The following is a 20240-nucleotide window of genomic DNA, read 5'->3' as shown; positions in this document are numbered from 1 at the left end:
TTTTACACTAATACCGATATAAAAAATTAATTAAATTACAATAATTATTAAAAACTATCTACTTATGAAATAGCTCAGAAAATAGTTTTTATGAAAACAAATTTTCAGATAATTAAAAATTCATCCACAATTCGAACAAAGTTATCCACCAAATGAGGATAACTTTGTCTAATAACATGTTTATAAACCCATTAACTGCCATCAAAAAGAATTTTATTATATTTAGTTTAGTTATAAGGGTTAGTTATCCACATACTTAAATTTACATTTCCAAAAATCAATATTATAAATTATATAAAGAATTATATTGACAACAAAAAAAATAAGTTATATAATAATCTCAAGAATTAAATTGTGTACAACCTAATTGTGTAAAACGTATTTTAAAAAGTACTAAAATAATAAATTCACGAATTTAAAGGAAGTCTTAAAATGAGTAAAAGATATGATATTGCAATAGTTGGTACTGGACCAGCAGGATTATCAGCAGCATTAAATGCAAAAATAAGAAATAAGAGTTTTATTATTTTTGGTAATAATGAGTTAAGTAATAAGTTAGCAAAAGCTGAGAAAGTTAATAATTATCTAGGCTTTTATGGAAAAAGTGGATCTGAAATAAGAGATGAGTTTGCAAACCACTTAAAATCAATGGATATCACTATTACCGAAGAGAAAATAAATAACATATATTCCATGGGTGATTATTTTGCATTAATGGTAAACGAAAAAATATATGAAGCAACTTCAATAATATTGGCTACAGGAGTTAACTTTGGGAAACCCTTTAAAGGTGAAGAAAAGTTCTTAGGTAGAGGAGTTGGTTATTGTGCAACTTGTGACGCTCCACTTTATAGAAATAAAATTGTTACAATAATAGCTTATGATAAGAAGGAAGAAGATGAAGTTAACTTTATCGCTACGGTCGCATCTAAAGTTTATTATCTTCCAATGTATAAGGAAAAAGTTGACGTAGTATCCTCCATAGAAATTATTAATGATGTTCCCCTTGAAATAATTGGTGATGAAAAGGTCACTAAACTAACACTTAAGAATGGTGAAATAATTACAGATGGTATTTTTATCTTAAGAGATAGTGTTTCACCCGGACAATTAGTGCCAGGTCTCACGATGGATAAAAACCATGTACAAGTTGATAGAAAAATGAAGACTAACTTAGATGGTTGTTTTGCCGCTGGAGATATTGTTGGTGTACCCTACCAATACATAAAATCTGCAGGCGAGGGAAATATAGCAGCATTATCAGCTGTAGCCTTCGTTGATGAGCAAAAGAAAAAGCAATCTTAAATTTTAAAATTAAACATATTTTTTAAAAAAATAAATATAAAAGGAGAAATTAAAATGATCTATGATTATAAAGTAAAAACTACAGAAGGTAATGAGGTTTCAATGGAAGATTATAAAGGAAAGGTACTATTAATAGTTAATACAGCTACAGGTTGTGGTTTTACACCACAATATGAAGGACTTCAAAAACTTTATGACAAATATGGCAATGAAGAATTTGAAATATTAGATTTTCCAAGCAATCAATTTTTTGCGCAAGCTCCAGGAACCAATGAAGAAATTTCTAATTTTTGTGCAATAACATATGGTACAACTTTTAAAACTTTTGCTAAAATAGATGTAAATGGCGAAAACACAAATGAATTATATAAATTTCTAAAAAAAGAAGCTCCTTCAGCTGCTGAAGATACTGCATCAGAAGGTTTGTACACTAAATTATCCGGTTTAGGATTTAATACAACTAAATCTGATATCAAATGGAATTTCACAAAATTCCTCGTAGATAAAACTGGTAAAGTTATTGCTAGATTTGCTCCAACATTTGAACCAGATAAAATGGAAGAAAATATTAAATCTTTAATATAAATTAAATAAGCTGTTTGTTTAACGAAATTCCAGAAGGAAAGTCTCCCACTTTTCTATAAGTGGGAGACTTTCCTTCTGAGGTCGTTAATATTGTAGCTCCGTAGGAGATGATTTAATCGTTACTAGGTAAAAAACAGTAATATAACCCCTATAATTGTGATAATTATTAATATATATTCTATTATAGTTACTGTTTTTGATTTTAATTTCTTGTTAAATATTGAAAGTAAAATACACCCAATTAACGAAATTGCGATTGTATATACTGGTGCAAGTTCCATATCAAATTTCTTCTTTCTAATTTATAATTAGGACACACAAACTTTTTGATAAACTTATGGTTTCTTCAATTATTTTTGTATAATGTAAATTGGTAATTGTTTAAATAACTATTATGTCCATAAAAATAATTTATCTTTAATTATTTTTGATTCTGAAAAATAATATGTGTTTACTCTCATATAAAACAATAGGAACAAAGGTACTATCCATATGAATAGTACCTTTGTTTCTGTATACTTATAAATTGTTTTCCTGTTGATAATACCTTTAGCTTAGTAGCTAAAGCATTTATGGGTTTTCTAATGATGAAATAATCTTATCTTTGAACAAGCCATTGCTATATTATATTCATTACATGCTTTTACGACTATGTCGTCTCTTATTGAACCACCGGGTTGGAGAATATATCCTACACCACTTTGAAATGCTCTATCTATGTTGTCTCTAAATGGAAAGAATGCATCTGAGCCTAAAGATACCCCTGATAAATTAGATATCCATGAGGTTTTTTCTTGCTTTGTTAACCTTTTAGGTATTTCATTAAGCACTTCGCCCCATTCCCTCATCTCTATAGGAGTAGTGTCGTCCCTAAGGTATTGATCTATAACATTATCTTTATTAGGTCTTGATATGCCATCTTTGAATGATAAATTAAGAACACTTGGATGCTGCCTTAAATACCATATATCAGCTTTCGACGCAGCAAGTCTTGTGCAATATATTCTAGATTGTTGCCCTGCACCGACCCCAATTACTTGACCATCTAAAACAAAACAAACGGAATTTGACTGAGTATATTTTAATGTGATCATTGAGATAAGTAAGTCTCGTTTTGCATCATCTGTAATATTTTTATTATTAGTTACTACATTATTAAGCATTTTCTGTTCTAATTTAATATTATTTCTTTTTTGCTCAAATGTTATACCATATATTTCTCTCTTTTCAATATCTTCAGGTTCATAATTTGGATCCATTTTAATAATGTTAAAATTCCCTTTTTTCTTTTTCATCAAAAGTTCCAGAGCTTCATCTGTATAGCTAGGAGCAATTACTCCATCTGATACAGATTGTTTTAAAATCATTGCTGTCGGTAAATCAACAACATCACTTATAGCTACCCAATCACCAAATGATGACATCCTATCTGCACCTCTTGCTCTTGCATATGCAGAGGCAACAGGCGACAATTCTATATTTTCAACAAAATATGCTTTTTTTAACACATCACTTAAAGGAATCCCCACTGCGGCACCTGCCGGACTTATATGTTTAAAAGATGCCGCTGCTGGTAATCCTATTGCTTGTTTTAATTCTTTCACCAATTGCCATGAATTAAATGCATCCATAAAATTAATATAACCGGGGTTTCCATTAAGAATTTCGAATGGTAGTGCCTTGTTTTTCATGTAGATTTTAGCTGAGCCTTGATGTGGATTACATCCATATTTAAGTATAACTTCTGAATTTATCATAAACAAAACCTCCTATATAATTAAATAAAAAAACCGCCTGAATAAAATTTTATTTTACCCAGGCGGTCGATATCTTTCTTTAGTCATGCTCCCTATGGTAAACACCATTTCCGCCAGTTACATGATTAATTATTGATTTTTATTAAATTATAGATTATATTCATATTTATGTCAAATAGAAAATTAAAACTATATATCAAAATCCATTAGAATAAGAACCTAATAAAAAAATATAAAAAAACGAGGCACATACTGAATGTTAATTTCAATATGTGCCTCGTTTTAAAATACTCTATAAATATACTTAAAAAATATAAAAATTTGAACTATAAGTATAGCTGGTATTCCTATTACAAACTTATTATGCTTAGTTTTATGTCTAAATAATCGCATACCTAAAAATATGCCCAAAGCCCCATAAGCAAAAGCTATAGTGAAAAGTGTCTTCTCTGGGGTTCTCCACTTTCCCTTTCTTGATTTGTTCTTATCCGAATACATTATAAAAATTCCATACAAATTAATAGCTAAAACATAATATAAAAATATCTTCATTTGTTTCCCTCCGTTTTAATAATAATTAAAAATTTTCTTCTTATTGTGACAATTCTTTTTCTTTGTTGGTTATCATTAAGTCATTACATATAAATATAACAGTAATAACGCATCCTAATATGGCCGCTCCATTACTCAAGACTCTATTATCTATAAAACTCTCTAAAAATGGCATTCCTACAAAAAAATAAATCATAATTAAAGGATATACTGCTTTTCTCAATTTTCGGGTTGATATAAATTCGGACATACTAACAATAAATAAAAGTATTATCGCTATCCTTATCATTACTGTCGGTATTTCAAGTTTCATAAATATCATTATAAATCCAGCTATACCAATAATAAATGAAAGTTTTGTTAATAGCATTGTTATTGATTTCAATTTCACAAATATCATCTCCAACATAAAGCATTATTAAATATATATGTTCAGAAAACTAATGTATTCGTAAATTTCAACCGCATTCCTACCCATACCATCACTGAAAAGACATTAAATATGCGTCATAATTATATGGAATTTCTCCATAGGGACTTGCAAGAAGAAGCGCAGAAACATTGAAATTGAATTTAGAAATTCTTCTTTTGCTAATATAAAATTCTCGTAAGCTTCCACAGGACAGATAACAATTAATAATTGTTATCTCCCCCAGAGAACTACCCAGAGGTGGAAGCTAGCGAACCCGAAGCAGGACGCTGAGTGTGAGCGACATAACAATTAATAATTGTTATGTCCCCCAAAGAACGACCCAGAGGAAGAGAATTTTATATTTGCAAAAGTTTAGAATTTCTTAATCCAATTTTCTGTTTATAGCTTATTTGCAAGGCATATAGGAGAATTTTGATACCTTTTGCACGTGGAATATTTTCTACGTATACTCTAGTTTTACCTTGCTGCCACCCTGCCCTTGCTCTGCTGGAGTAACTATTAATTTTATTGGGACTCTATTACGAAGCTCCTCCACGTGACTTATTATTCCCACAGACAATGTGCTTGAATGAAGTTTTTCAAGTGAATTCATTACTACGTCTAATAGGTCCGTATCTAATGTTCCAAATCCTTCATCTAAGAAGAAGAATTCTAGTGGAGCACTACCCTTTAATTGAATTTGTGAGGAAAGTGCTAGTGCAAGACATAATGATGTTAAGAAGGTTTCTCCTCCTGACAATGTGTTAGTTTCACGTCTTATGCCTCCATTAAAATCATCTCTCATTACAAATGCTCCATTAGCATCAAGCTCCAATGCATAACGTCCCCTTGTTATCTCTTTTAACCGTTTTGAAGCTTCCATAGATATATATTTCAGTTGCTTCATAGCTACGTATTCAACAAATTTATTTCCTTGAATAAGAGTGTCAAGTTCTTTTAAAAGGCCTAATTTATGCTCTACTGATTTCTTCTTTGTTAGGAGTGTTTTAATTTCTCGCAAACTTCTCTCCATATCCTCAAGAGCCCTAAATTGAGCACCTATTGCTTTGGTCTTTTCCTCTAGAACCGTTCCAATAACTTCTCTTTTTTCTTTTAGTTCTTCAAATAAAGTAACATCTACTTCTTTCCCTTGAAGCAATATTTCAAGTCTTTTTAAATTATCTATAAGGTTACGCTTAAGTTCCTCATACTGTTTTATTTCTTTCTCGAAGATTACTAAAACTCCTCTTGAAACGGAGTGAAGTAGGACTGTTTCAGTATCTTCAAAGGAATTTTCCTTAAGAGATATGTTTAATTTTTCTTGTCCCTCTAGTAACATCTTAGACAACATTTCTTTTTTATTTTCTTCACTAGTCTTTTGAGTTAAAACATTTTGTTTTTCTATGTTTTCTCTTTCAAAGATTGCTTTTAGGGTTGATTCCTTTAAAGTTATATCTTTAATTTGGGCTCTTACCTTTTCTACTTCGATTTTAGGGGTATGATCCACTGTAGGAGTAAATCCGCAAAGCTCCACTATTTGAAGCGTCAAGCGCTCTATTTCCGCCCTTTTCTCCTTGCCACTTGTTTCTATTTCTGTTTTCAAGTTAGTAAGTTCCCTTAAAGTCTTATCTATATCTACTGTTTCCTTTTCGAGCGTTACAAGTGCTGTTCTATCCTTTCTAACCTGCGATGTAAGTTTTATTACTTCATTATCTATGTTTTTAATTTGCAAAATCTTTTCTTTTATAGACATTGGTTTTTCATTCTCATTTTGTTTCTGCTTAAATGAATCCTCTTCACGTAATAAGTCATCATTTAAAAGTTTATGACTTTGAGAAAGTAACTCTAACCTCTCACCCGCAATAGAGATATCGTTCTGTAAATCTAAAAGCGCTTCACTTTCTTTTCTTAAACCTTCTCCAAGTTTTGCCTCATCCATAGCTACTTTACTTTTTTCTTCTCGAGCCTCCGCACGTATAACTTCTAGCTTTGCCTTTTGTTTATTATATAATTCGATCTTTTCTTTAAACTGGAGTAAAGATACTTCACTCCTCTTTTTCTCCTCTTCAAGCTCTTTTATATTTATATCCTTGAGTTTTTCTGTTACTTCTAATAATTGATTATTCATATACTCCTCATCTTTTGAAAATCCCGCAAGTTTTATTAACTCCTTTTGATAATCCTTTAATATATTTTCTAGGTTTGTCTCTACACTTTGTTTTAAACTCTTTAAACCTTTTAAATTTGTATCTGCTTTTAACTCTGCCACTTTGGGATGATGATCCGCTCCGCATACCGGGCATAGGTCACCTTCTTGCAAATTAGAAGCTAAAACAACTGCCATGTTTCCTATCTCTATTTCTTTTATCTCTCCTTCTAATTTTTCAACCTTATCTTTCATAGTTTCTATGGACTTTTCTACATTTTTTATATTTAGCCTAACTTTTTCATTTTTTATATTTGTAATCCCATATTTATCTTTAAGTTCATCCTTTATTTTATGATCTTCTACAGCCTTTTCAAGTTTTACCTTAAGTGTGTTATAAACTTCTTGCTTCTCTAGCAACAAATTATTATCTCCCGGGAAATCATTCGCTAGTTCCACACTTTTTTCTTCTAAAAGCTCTAATTTATTTTGTTTGTCTTTCAACGTAAAAGTAGCTTTATTATGAAGTAGCTCTGTACTAGACAAGGTCTTCTTCAAGGTTTCACCTTTGTTTTTAAGTTCATTAACATTTTTAGTAGCTGAAGTTACTTCTAACTCACTATTATAAGTTTTGTACAGTTTTTCCCTATACTCTGGCAATATTTCTATTTCATTTAATTTTGTTTCACATGATTGTAACTGTTGCTCTATCTTTTCTTTATTAATAAGGATTATTGATGTTTTTGAGTTTTTCTCCACTATATTATGCGTAACTTCTCTATGTTTTTCTAATAAAATATCTTTTTCATTAGCTAAATAAATTATTTTCTCTTCAATATTGGATGCCTGCTTTAAACTTACTTCTTTTTCAATCAAAGTTGGTAATTTATCATTTTTAGATTTCCAGGCTTCTTCATAAGATATTTTGGTACTATCTAGTTTCTGAGATATAAATTCATAATCTTTGATTAATTTTTGAAGTTTCTCTCCGTTTATAGTTAAGCTTTTTTGAGTTTCTGAAACATTTTCAATATAAGGTTTTACATTTAACGCTAAACTTCCTTTTGTGAATTTTACTTTTTTATTTTCTATATCTTCCTCTTGAAGTTTTAGCAACTCTTCCTTTATTACATACTGACTCTTTTCTTGTTGTAATTCAAAAATGTTTTTATATACTTCATACTCTTTATCTAGAGTACTTTTCTGGAGTTTAATCTCCTTTTCTTCTTCCTTTAAACTTAAAAGCGTTTGCTTTAATTGATTATGTGATTCTTCGTCTACATTCTCATAACCCTTCATTTCTCCCTCAAGCAAAGTTTTAGTGTTTAAATTTTCATTTCTAACTTTCTTTATCTTATCGTAAAGTTTAGAACCATATTTCTCAAGAGCAAATATTCTCTCAAGCATATCTCTTCTTTCTTTTCCTGTTAGCTTTAAAAATTCATTGAATTTACCCTGAGGTAATACTACTGACCTTGTAAAATCCTCAGCTTTTAATCCAATAATACTTATAATGTTTTCCTCGACATCTCTTGGTCCTTCTGCGATGACTTTGTTCTCATCAGTATTTTCTTTATTTATCTCAATTAACCTTGCATAGGCAGTTTTAAAGTTTCCAGTTTTTAATCTCTTTATACATCTTTCTGCTCTATATGACGTGCGGCTTCTCCCTAGTCCTATTTCAAAATCAAAACTTATTTCCACTACATTTGTTTCTGTATTTACAAACTCTTTAGTATCCCTTGATACTTTTCCGTATAGGGCTATAGTTATCCCATCTAATATAGTTGATTTACCACTAGCCGTTGGCCCAAATATCCCGAAAAGTCCTTTTTCTGTAAGCTTTGAGAATTCTACAGTTTGCTGTTCTACAAAAGAATTTAACCCTTTTATCTTAAGACTTACCGGTTTCATCTTTGGTTTCCTCCTCATCTAATGCTATACTTAAGAACAATTCCATTAACTCACTTGTTGGCTCAAGACCACCCTTTGCAAGCACAAAATATTCTTTGAACATTTCCTCCATGGATTTTTCCCTTAAGCTTTCATTTAATTCTTTAGAATCTTCAATTTCATCTATTATTGGCTGAATCGATACTATGTCTGGCCTTAATCTTTTCATTTCCTTTATGTTCTCCGTACTTATTATTTCCTTAGTCTTTATTTCAAGATACACCCAGATTTTTTTTTCGCCATCAAACTTACATTTCTCTAATGCTTCCTCGGTGCTATCACATTTCCATATTTCTATTGGTTTATAGTTTCTAAACAATATATTTGATATTTCAGCGTCTGCTCCTGCTTTAACATCTACAAGATATGCTCCCTTGCTATAGTTTATTTCACTTTTACTATATTGGATTGGAGAACCAGAATATCTTATTTTGCCCTTAGTTCCTGGAACCTTTTGTGGCCTATGAAGATGTCCTAGGGCGCAATACTGTGCTTTCTTTGGGAACTTAGTCGGAGATACAGAGAGGCTTCCCCCTAGTTGTATACTTCTCTCAGACCCACTCTCCTCTCCGCCCATAACATATAGGTGGGATATTACTAGATTTATCGTGTCATCTCTATATTTAAGGGATAAATCATCAAACAATTCTCCTATTCTATCTGAGTAACTTCTCTGTCTATCCTCATCATTTAATTCAGTTGAAAGAACTTCGTTCAGCCTTTTTTCGCTTGGATAAGGAAGCGTTAATATAACTGCCTTTTCTCCTCTTATGCTAAGCTCTATATATCCTTCGCCACTTTCTATTATTTCAAAATCGTAATCATTATCCGTTTTAAATTCTCCAAAGACACCTTGCCTTGCTATGCTTTTAGGTTCCCCGAGCAATATTACTCCATGCTCATATGCAAGGGGGCTTGCAGCTACTAATCTTTCCGGATTATCATGATTCCCTGCAATGACAAGAACCGCAGTCTTACCACTACTTGTTATATCGCTAATAGTACTATAGAACATTTTTTCTGCCTTTGCTGGTGGGTTACCATTATCATATATATCTCCAGCTATAAGAACTAAATCTATATCATTATCTTTAACTATTTCTATGAATTCTTTTAGGAATTCTTCCTGTTCCTCTAGCCTGCTATACTGCTCTAATGTCTTCCCTAAATGCCAATCCGACGTGTGAAGTATTCGCATATTTATGACTCCTTTCTTTAGCTGTTAATGTTGGTTAAAGTGATTGACGTTTAACAACTATTCAACATTTATTATTTTACTTCTACTGCTTCATCCGTGCTAAACGAGTATAGGTAGCTCTCTTTAACTTCTACTCCCAGTGTAACTTCCAGTGCTTTTGCATAATAATCGAGCTGTGACTTATATTTGTCAATTAGTGAGTTTACCTCTCCATTTTTCACGAAGTCTGTTTTATAATCCACGAGTATTATTTGTCCATTTTCCTCAAAATAGCAATCTATTATCCCTTGAAGCATTATTTGCTCATCTCCATATATTTCTACAGGAAGACTTTTATCTATATCCGTACTACTAATTTCCATATGGAATGGAACCTCTCTTTTCAAGAGATTTAGACTATATGCTTTTATCATTCTTTGACCAAGTAAAGTTTTAAATAACTTTACTAATTTATCTATACGGACAGCCTTGCCCTCTTCTTTTGATATTAAAGATTTTTCTAGAAGAATTTGAACTTGGGCTTCTATTTCAATTGATGTTGTCACTTTAGTTAGATCTAATCTTTGAAGTACTGAATGCATTGCAGTTCCTTTTTCAGCTGGCGATAAGCCCTTTACTTCTTCTAAGAATTTTGGTTTGTTTATAAGTCTTGGCGCATACAGATTGCCTGAATCCGATTCTGTTAGCTCAACGTTAAACTTCCTTTTAAGCTCCGTTACTGTGAGTACTGTAGGCATTTTTGTAGACTTCTCGTATTTATAAACAAAACCTAATCTCTTTTCTATATCTGCCATTAATTTATCTTCGGATAATTTTTGGGATGATAATTCTTCCTCCGATAATTTATCATCTAATAACTTATCATATATAGATTTTCCCTTAAGAAGACTAAGCCTTTCCTCTGCACTAATTAGAGTTTCCTCTTCCAGTTGCTCGTCTTTCTTTATATGTTCTCTATTCCAAAAACGCACAATGAAGCTTGAAGGATCACTTAGGAGATGTAAATTTTCATCCTCTATTTGTATACGCGCGCGGAGAGGTTTTCCATCAACATGCCTAATTACTGCAGGTATTATCCAATCTAAATAGCTTTTTCCTTTTAATATTTCATATTCCCCTAGCTTTTCACCGCTCTCATCTAAGCTTGAACTCATTCTAGATAGATTTTTATCTATATTTCTAATTGAGCCAGTTATTATTAGTTTTTCCTTTGCCCTTGTTAAAGCTACATATAATACTCTCATTTCCTCGGCTAAGCTTTCTATTTTTATTGTCTTTTTTAGTGCTTGCTTTAGTACTGTAGGATATGAAATTCTTCTAATTGGATCCACATAATCTGGGCCATAACCTAATTCATAATGAAATAATATACTCTTATTTATATCCATTAAATTAAAGTTTTTACCCATTCCACTTAGAAATACTACAGGGAATTCTAGTCCTTTACTTTTATGAATGCTCATTATTCTGACTACGTTCTCATTCTCGCCTAAGGTTTTAGCGCTACCCATGTCACCACTGCTTACTTTTAGCTTATTTATAAAGTTTATAAAATTAAACAATCCCTTATAGCTTGTCTCTTCATATTGCCTTGCCCTTTGGAAAAGCACTTTTAAATTTGCTTGTCTTTGAGGGCCTCCTGGCATGGCTCCTATATAACCATAATAACCTGTGTCCGTGTATAAATACCAGATGAACTCATCGATAGGCATATATGTGCATATTTCTCTAAAGTGATTAAATTTCTTTAGGAATCTTTTAAGTTTTTTATCCACAGAATCTAGCTGTTTATCCTCTAGGTCACAATTTTTATCCCCAGGCTCTAATTTTTTATCCCCAGATTGGTCTTCTTTATCCTCAGACAAAGTATCTTTAAATTCCACGAAATTTACCATTGCCTCGTAAAAACTTACTTCTCTTTGCCCTATTCTTATATCAACTAGTTCCTCTGAGGTAAACCCTCCTATTGGGGAACGCAGTACTGCAAGCATTGGTATATCCTGCCTTGGGTTATCTATAATTTGAAGAAGACTCATAATTATTTGTATTTCTACGGTGCTAAAATAGCCTGTCCCTGTATCTGCATAAACTGGTATATTCTCAAGCTTTAATTGCTCTAAGAAAGATGGTGCCCAAGCTGAAGTTGCACGAAGTAATATTACAATATCCTTATAGTCAACATCCCTATATTCTTTAATATTTTTATCATAGACTTTAAAAGCTTCGGTTTCATTCCCTTGATCATCGATACGCGACATTAATTCTTTTATTCTTTTTGCCACAATTCTTGCTTCAAGTTCAATGTTTGTTGGGGTTTCATCCTCATTTGTGTTTATCTGTCCCTCACTTTTAACATCATCTTCAATTGTGTTTACCTGGCCCCCACTTTCCTCTTCATTTTCGTCATTTTCTGGGTCCTTAATTTCTTTTTCGATAAGATGTAGTTCCACAGGCCCACCTACTACTCCTTGCCCAACTGATTCATCAAAGTGAGCTCCTAGATTTAATGCTTCCTCATCTGTATAATCAAGGTCTCCAATATTTTTGCACATTATTTGTTTGAATATATAATTCACAGCATTTATAACTGTCTCTCGACTTCTGAAGTTTTTGTATAAAGTTATTTTCCTTGTTTTAGCACCTTCGTCTTTAGAATAACTATTATACTTTGCTAAAAAAAGCTCCGGCCTAGCTTGGCGGAATCTATATATACTTTGTTTAACGTCTCCCACCATGAATACATTTGGAGATCCAATTTTTTCTCTTGAAATTATATTAAGTAAAGTTTCCTGAACCATGTTACTGTCTTGATATTCATCTATCAGAATTTCTTCATATTTATTCCTTAGCCCTATTGCTACTGAGGAAGGTTCTGGTTTCCCATCATTACCTAAAACCACTTCCCCCTCCTCATCTTTTTTCATTAATATATTGAGGCAGTAATGCTCAAAATCGTTAAAATCAATAATTGACCGTTCCTTTTTCTTTTCTCTGTACTTTTCTTGTAAATCTATAACAAGTTGAGATAATTCCATCATAAGTGGATATAATTCTTTTATATCTTCTAAAGAAGCTTCTGAATTTGCATTCATTACTTGCTTTTGCAGTTCTTGTAATTGTTTTTTCACCTTATTTCTTATCTCTTGAACGACTTTTTGTTTTTCCTTGTCCTTGCATGCCTTTATACTAGGAAGTTTTGCAAAACTTAACTCTTCAAAAGTTGTTGCCAAATTTTCAAAACAGTTATTCGCTGCACTTAAAAGATCTGCAATTATAGCTAAATCCGACTTAAATACCTCATTATATAAAATTATAGCCTCATTGTCTTCTACATTTTTTAATGCTTTAACCATTACTTTTTCTATTCCTAGTAATTCTATTTTAGTATCATCCATTAAAACTTTTGCCCAAGGGGTATCGCTAAAGCTTGCCCCATCTTTAATATTAAAATTCTCAGCTGAATCTATTAGCCATTTATTTGGATCCGTTGAGCTCATAGCAAAATTATAAAGGCTTAGAACTATTCCTTGAAGACCTAAATCCTCTTTATTGTTACTATAGGCTTCAACCAAGTTTAAGAAACTATTGGATTCTAGATTTGGGAATCTAGTGGTTACCGGTACGTCCGAAGAACTATTTTCTTCTGTCTTATCTTCATCATCACTCTTATTTTCATTCTCAATTGCTATATACCTATCTTCAAATAGTTCCTCTAAAGCTTCTTGTTTAAGTAATACAGCTTCTGTTCCATCTGCTATTCTAAAATTAGGGTCTAAATCTACCACATGAAAATTGTTACGAATAACCTCAAGACAAAATGAGTGAATAGTTGTAATGCTAGATTTATTTAATAATGTTAATTGTCTTTGAAGTAACTTACTTTGTGGATTATTGTGAAGTTCCTTCGAAATCGCAGCAGCTATTCTCTCCCTCATTTCGGATGCAGCAGCGTTTGTAAATGTAACTACTAAAAGCTTATCTATATCTGTAGGCCTGTCCTCATCCGTTACTATTTTTATTATTCTCTCAACTAGTACTGCCGTTTTACCTGAACCCGCAGCTGCAGCTACTAGAATATTGCAATCCCTTGTTAAAATAGCTTTTTGCTGATCCTCTGTCCAAGTCACATCTGATTTAACTTCATTAATTTCGTTTTCATTTTTTATCATTATGATTCTCCACCCCACTTTCTTTTATGTCTTCATTAGTTTCGCTTACTTCATTTGATAAGAGTTCCCATATCTCCTTGTCCTTCTTATCCTTTATTATCTTATAAGTATTTTCTTTTAATGTAGGGTCAAATTGGCAAATAGCCGTATATTCACAATAACTACAAGGGGTGATATCTTTTTTCTTATATGGTTTTATGTCTATTTCTCCAGAAAGCATTCCCTCACATGTTTTTATAAGATTCTCTTTTACATGATTAAGCAGCATATCAAACTGCTCCTTAGTTGCAACTGATGATCTTGAGCCTAATTCTCCATTTTTCTTAATAGATGCTGGAACAACTAGGGATGCACCTTCTATATTTCTATCCATCTCCCTAATTATTTTAGTATCTGCTAGTAGTAACCCCTTCATTTTTAATGCTTTCATTATAGCTTTTTCTAATTCTTCTTCCTCTAAATTATTCTTAGCCTTTATAACTGGGTCATCTATTTTGAAATATAATATACCTGCTGGGAAAATTGGTTCATCCACGCTTTCATTTGATATAGCACTTTCTTTAGATAAAGCTTTCTCATTTCTAAGCATAGCATCTAAATAGGTAAGTAACTGTATTTGAAGTCCATAATATACATCAGATAATTTAAAATCCTTATTTCCAGATTTATAGTCTATTATCCTGTAAAATTCCTCTCCCTCATTTATTAGCTTATCCACTCTATCAATTCTACCAACTAAATTTACTATTTCACCTGTTGATAATTCTACTTGTATCGGTGGATAATCTCCCTCATTATTTCCAAAGGACACTTCGTAACCAAAAGGTTCGAAGCCACTATTTTTCATCTGCTCAACTATTACGTATATAGTTTTCTTTAAAACTCTTTTAAGTCGCTCTGTAAAGTACTTGTACCTAGGGGTACTGTTTAATATATACCCACTTGTACCCGTTTCCGCTTCTTTTTCTACAATATTTCCTATATTTTGCTCACACCAATCCCTATCAAGATCTGCCCACTTTATTTCACTTTTATCCACAAGTTTTGAAAAATCATCAAGCACACTGTGCATAAAACTACCTAAGTCTGGGGATGAAAATGTAAAAGTTTTTCTATCTTTTGCTTTTAATCCATATTGAACAAAATATGCGAAAGGACATTCTTCATATTTTTCTATTCTAGATACACTAAAGTAATTTTTTTCTCCATAAAGTCGTTTTACTTTTTCTTTCTCAAGCATTTTCACTTCATTTTTATAGTCAAATCCTTGAAAGATGGTATTACTTTTTTCTCTCCATAATGGATCCTTTTGATACCATTTATAAACCGCGATCCAAAGTGGTGATATATTTCCTTCCTCTAAGTATCTTCTAAGCGCAAATATTAAATCATTAAAGGTTGGCACTTTAGCACATACCTGATAAAAATCGCGTAACACATGTCTATCAAGTACTTCATGTACATCACTTAGTTTTTCCTTATCATGAGAGGCATCATTGCTAAGCGTTATATTGCTTTCCTCTATTAGATTTTTAAATAAGGCTTTAAACCTTGTTATTATAATAGAGGCCCTTAAAGTTTTACCTTCATAATCTGCTATAGGATAAGTTATATTTAAATATTTACTTGGAATGCTTATCGTTGCGTAGATTAAATACTGCTCACTAAACACCTCAGTTTTTGTGTCATTGGCAAGCTCTACCCCTTTTTCTTTTAAAATCATTCTGTCGCTATCTGTAAATATCCCCTCTTCCTTACTTGCCTTTGGGAATACTCCATCATTTACCCCTATAATGTATAACGCTTTTATATCATGACTTTTTACACGCTCAACACTACTAATTGTTACTCCATCAAGCGCCGGTGGAATAAGTCCCATTTGATGTTTGCTAAATCCCATGGACAGTACTTTTACAAAATCCTCAAGAGATAGGGTTTCTTTGCCAATAACCTCTACCATCTGATCCAGTAATTCCATAACTAGATTCCATATTTTACTGTACTCAGTGACAAGCTCCTGATCACCTTCTGCTTTAAAACCTTCTATCCATTTCTCTAAGGTTTTATATACATTTATAGACTCTAGGAATTCAAATAGAGTTGTACATATTTTTGTGACGGTCCCGCCCCCTTTTAATTTCTCCTTAAATTGTAATAATGGTATAATTATTTTGTCCCTGGTTTCATTTAATATTTTAATTGTAGACTCTACTTTTTCAGTTTCATCCTCACTTGGCTTATCATTGTTATAATAATCTCTAAAATAATAGTCTATTTTTTCCTGCCATAAATCGATTTCTGTCCATTTTCTTTTACCCTTTATTCCAGTTGCGATAATAAAGTTTTCTAATATATCTATATGCTGCTTTTCTATATCTAAAAGCCCTGTTTTAAGATACCTAAACATTGCTTCATAACTAAAGTTTTTAGTGAAAATCTCAATAGCTCCAGTTATTAAAACTATTAAAGGGTTACTTGTTATATCTTTTTTCTTGTCTATAAATAAAGGAATATTGTATTCCGTAAATATCGCTCCAATTAATTTCTCATAGGTTGGCAAATCCCTAGTAACTACTGCTATTTTGTTAAATCTTATATTCTCATCTCTACATATTCTTAAGATATCCCTAGCTACATATTCTACTTCGCTGTAACCATTAAGAGCTTTAAATATCTTTATATTTTCACATTTCTTAACTAATGGTGTATAAGGAAATGCAAAATAATTATTCTCAAGAAATGAAAGCTCGACATTATCTTTAAATTTGCATTCTTTATTACTTTGTAGTTCTATAGGTGCTTCTATGCTTGTCCCACTCTCCTGGGCTAAACTTAAAAGCTTATCTTCCGTAAACTTTATAGAATAAAATGCATCAGAAGGCTCCATAAATTTTGAATGTTCTGAGCTTTTTAAGGGTAATGTTATATTTATTCTTTTAGCCTTTTTATATAATTTTTCTAATACTCCATACTGTTGTGGTGTAAAGCCTGTAAATTCATCAAGCCAGAACTCTGCTCCATCAAAAATGTTACATTCATCAAGTCGACTACATAAACGAGTCAAATCATCGTCAGGATCCACATAGTTTATGTTTAAAATATTATCAAACTCTCCATATATAAGAGATAAATCTATTATCTTATCTATAAGTAATGGATTCGCGCCAAGATCTTCTTTTACCTTATTTAAGTCACCAATCGAAATTCCATATTTTTTAAACTCAGTGATAACGCTAGCTACATTATCTACAAAGCCCCTTTGCCTTGCTGCTCCTTTAAATACCTTGAATTCTTCTCCATTCTTTTGAAGTATACTATGAATAAGCATTGCCTTTCCTGAGGTATCCATAGGTTTAAGGGTTATGCCTCCAACTTCACTAAATACTTTGTATGCTAATCTATTAAAACTAAGTACTTGGACATTTTTTATTCCTGTGGATCCAACTACTTTTATAAGATTTTTTTCAGCTTGAAAAGAAAATTGTTCTGGCACCAAAAGTACTAGTGGTTTTTCAGTTTCTTCCTTTTGCCTGCGCTTTATATCATCTAAACAGAAAGTACTTTTACCTTTTCCAGCTCCTCCATAGATAAATCTCAAACTCACAAAAACACGTCCCTTCCTTTTATATTTTATACGAATTCTGTAAATAAGCTAACATACTTACTTGTTATTTATTTTAGTATACCTTTTATATATATTATACCATGTATGATTTCTCTTAATGACTAACAGCAGTTTTTGTTCACGACATTTTAAACACCCCTCGATACAATAATTACATTAAAATTCATTTATATATGATTATTGCATACAATGTATTAAGTGGCTAAGATGAATATATAAATTTTCATGTAAAGTATTATTATGCATGCTATAATTGCTGTATTATATTCTTTACAAAAGGACTAAAAGGAGGTATACGATGTATCATTTAAAAAATTTTTCTGAAGTTGAAGTAAACAATCTATTAGAAAAAATATTAGAAGAATATGATGAGGTTTGCAAATGCGAAAAGTGCAAATTAGATATTAAGGCCTTAGCACTAAACTCTTTGGCTGCAAAATATACCGTTTCCGAAAAGGGAGAACTATACACAAGTGCCTTAGCTGAAATTAACAAACAGGAAACAATCGATGTTACTACTGCAATTACAAAAGCTATAGAGATAGTATCTACTAATCCAAAACATTTAGTTGATTTTTAGTGTCTTTTTTGTAATCCTTTACTTGTTTTTGTGGTGGAGTACGTGGGACAAGGTCTACTCGAAATACATTCCAGATAAATTTATGCATATAAAAGGATTCATGTATTGCGTTAGAATATATTAAGCATTACATGAATCCTTTTATTAAATTATTTTTATTCCTACTTTGTACTTTGAAGTTTCGCTATTATAACCTTTTCCATTTCTACCAGTTTCTCTTCTGCAGCCTTTAGAGTTTTTCCTTTAGAGTACATATATATTTTTATTTTTGGTTCTGTACCTGAAGGTCTTACTGCATACCAGCTATCATCATCAAAATAGAATTTAAGTACATTAGATTTTTCTATTCCACTAGGTTCTTCTGTGCCATTCAATATGTCATAAGATTTCTCAACTTCATAATCTATAAACTTTGTAAGCTTTGAACTGCCTATTGTTAATAAATAATCTTTTCTGTACTCTACCATCATTCTAGAAATTCTTTCTTGTCCTTCTATACCTTCTAAAACTAAAGATATTAGGTTTTCTCTATAATATCCAAACTCAACATAAATTTCATTTAATATATCTAATAAAGTTTTGCCTTTTAATTTATAATAGGCTGCTGCTTCACATAAAAGCATTGATGCTATAACTGCATCTTTATCACGAACAAAAGTTCCAGCAACATAACCGATACTTTCCTCATATCCAAATATAAATTCAAAGCTATTGTCCTTCTTAAAATCATTGACTTTACCGCAAATGTTTTTGAAACCTGTAAGTACTTCAAAAGTTTCTACACCATATTTGGTAGCTATTGCCCTGCCTAAATCGCCTGTTACTAAGGATTTAACTATAGCAGCATTTTTAGGAAGTGTGCCATTTTCTTTCATTCCCTCTATAACATACTTTATGAGTATAGCCCCTGTTTGATTACCATTAAAGGCAACATATTCGCCTAACGTATCTCTAACCATTATGGCAAGTCTATCACAATCTGGGTCAGTAGCTATTAACAATTCTGCCCCTTCTTTTTTCCCAAGTGCCCTTGCATATTTGAAGGCTTTTACATCCTCTGGATTAGGATACCCAACGGTTGTAAAATCTGGATCTGGCTTTTCTTGCTCTGGTACTACTATTATGTTAGTAAATCCTCTCTCCTTAAGAACCCTTCTTACAGGAACATTTCCAGTCCCATTTAGAGGCGTGTATACAATTTTTATATCTTTATCTATATTATCTCTTATCGCTAGTCCCTTTACTTTCTCCATGTATTCATCATCCATAGCTTTTCCAAGGATTACTATTAATCCTTTTTTCTTTGCTTCCTCAATATCCATAAGTTTTATAGTACTAAAGTCTGTAATACTCTTAATTTTTTCTGTTATTCCCTTTGCAGTAGATGATAAAATCTGTGCACCATCTTCCCAATATACCTTGTATCCATTATATTCTTTAGGGTTATGACTAGCAGTCACAACAATTCCAGCAGCTGTATGTAACGTTCTTACTGCATAAGATAGTTCTGGCGTAGGTCTTAATTCTTCAAATAAATATGCTTTTATTCCATTTGCTGCTAATACTTGTGCTGCTGTAGCTGCAAATTTAACAGAATAATGCCTGCAATCGTAAGCTATCGCTACACCTCTATCCATATACTCTTTTCCATATTCCTTAATATAATCTGCAAGTCCTTGCGTTGCTCTTGAAATAATATATATATTCATTCGATTAAGTCCAGCACCTAACTTCCCTCTTAATCCTGCAGTTCCAAACTCTAAATCCATGTAAAATCTATCTTCAATCTCCTTGTTATCATTTTTTATGGACTTTAATTCTTCTCGTGTCTCTTCATCAAAGTACTTATTATTTACCCATTCTTCGTATCTTTTTATATAAGTCATCCTAAATCACACCTTTCCAAATAATTACCATTTGATTATATTATACAGTATATCCTCTACATTTAAAATATC

At 31.8% G+C, this 20240-nt stretch carries 11 protein-coding genes and 1 riboswitch; of the genes, 3 read left to right on the top strand and 8 right to left on the bottom strand.

Annotation, left to right across the window (positions count from 1 at the left end; all coding sequences use genetic code 11):
• Positions 1 to 432 precede the first annotated feature (432 nt).
• The gene (locus tag LL038_RS21215; protein WP_216123101.1) at positions 433 to 1305 is read left to right on the top strand and encodes an NAD(P)/FAD-dependent oxidoreductase; all 873 of its coding nucleotides are present in this window, start codon (positions 433 to 435) and stop codon (positions 1303 to 1305) included.
• A gap of 54 nt (positions 1306 to 1359) precedes the next feature.
• A complete protein-coding gene (locus LL038_RS21210) occupies positions 1360 to 1890 on the top strand; it encodes a glutathione peroxidase (protein ID WP_216123103.1) in 531 nt (176 codons plus the stop codon).
• 581 nt (positions 1891 to 2471) lie between these two features.
• Here LL038_RS21210 and LL038_RS21205 read toward each other — a convergent pair.
• The 7 genes from LL038_RS21205 to addB all read right to left on the bottom strand — a co-directional run bounded on the left by LL038_RS21205 (position 2472) and on the right by addB (position 17681).
• Positions 2472 to 3647 carry a phosphoribosylaminoimidazolecarboxamide formyltransferase gene (locus tag LL038_RS21205; protein ID WP_216123106.1) on the bottom strand — a complete coding sequence of 392 codons (1176 nt, stop codon included), beginning with the start codon at positions 3645 to 3647 and terminating at the stop codon, positions 2472 to 2474.
• Positions 3648 to 3696: 49 nt separating this feature from the next.
• A riboswitch (ZMP/ZTP riboswitch) is annotated at positions 3697 to 3778 on the bottom strand.
• 151 nt (positions 3779 to 3929) lie between these two features.
• Positions 3930 to 4199, bottom strand: coding sequence for a DUF1294 domain-containing protein (locus LL038_RS21200; protein WP_216123108.1), 270 nt, complete (start codon positions 4197 to 4199; stop codon positions 3930 to 3932).
• Positions 4200 to 4239: 40 nt separating this feature from the next.
• A complete protein-coding gene (locus LL038_RS21195; protein WP_216123109.1) occupies positions 4240 to 4599 on the bottom strand; it encodes a hypothetical protein in 360 nt (119 codons plus the stop codon).
• 472 nt (positions 4600 to 5071) lie between these two features.
• Positions 5072 to 8671, bottom strand: coding sequence for an SbcC/MukB-like Walker B domain-containing protein (locus LL038_RS21190; protein ID WP_216123111.1), 3600 nt, complete (start codon positions 8669 to 8671; stop codon positions 5072 to 5074).
• Positions 8652 to 9908: an exonuclease SbcCD subunit D gene (locus LL038_RS21185; RefSeq protein WP_216123114.1), complete on the bottom strand. Its 1257-nt coding sequence runs from the start codon at positions 9906 to 9908 to the stop codon at positions 8652 to 8654. Before LL038_RS21185 ends, LL038_RS21190 begins: the two co-directional genes overlap by 20 nt.
• 71 nt (positions 9909 to 9979) lie before the next feature.
• Positions 9980 to 14077: a helicase-exonuclease AddAB subunit AddA gene (gene addA, locus LL038_RS21180; RefSeq protein ID WP_216123121.1), complete on the bottom strand. Its 4098-nt coding sequence runs from the start codon at positions 14075 to 14077 to the stop codon at positions 9980 to 9982.
• Positions 14064 to 17681, bottom strand: a complete 3618-nt coding sequence (addB, locus tag LL038_RS21175) for a helicase-exonuclease AddAB subunit AddB (protein ID WP_216123127.1) — start codon at positions 17679 to 17681, stop codon at positions 14064 to 14066. The genes addA and addB overlap by 14 nt, the downstream gene beginning before the upstream one ends.
• A 319-nt stretch (positions 17682 to 18000) precedes the next feature.
• Between addB and LL038_RS21170 the strand changes: the two genes are divergently transcribed.
• The gene (locus tag LL038_RS21170; protein WP_216123129.1) at positions 18001 to 18282 is read left to right on the top strand and encodes a late competence development ComFB family protein; all 282 of its coding nucleotides are present in this window, start codon (positions 18001 to 18003) and stop codon (positions 18280 to 18282) included.
• Positions 18283 to 18443: 161 nt separating this feature from the next.
• Here the strand turns inward: LL038_RS21170 and LL038_RS21165 are convergent, their stop codons facing one another.
• Positions 18444 to 20168, bottom strand: coding sequence for a phospho-sugar mutase (locus tag LL038_RS21165; protein ID WP_216123131.1), 1725 nt, complete (start codon positions 20166 to 20168; stop codon positions 18444 to 18446).
• Positions 20169 to 20240: the final 72 nt, after the last annotated feature.

The organism is Clostridium estertheticum (assembly GCF_026650985.1).
GTDB lineage: Bacteria > Bacillota > Clostridia > Clostridiales > Clostridiaceae > Clostridium_AD > Clostridium_AD estertheticum_C.
The sequence above is the reverse complement of the archived record's forward strand: the minus strand, read 5'-3'. Positions and strand labels throughout refer to the sequence as shown.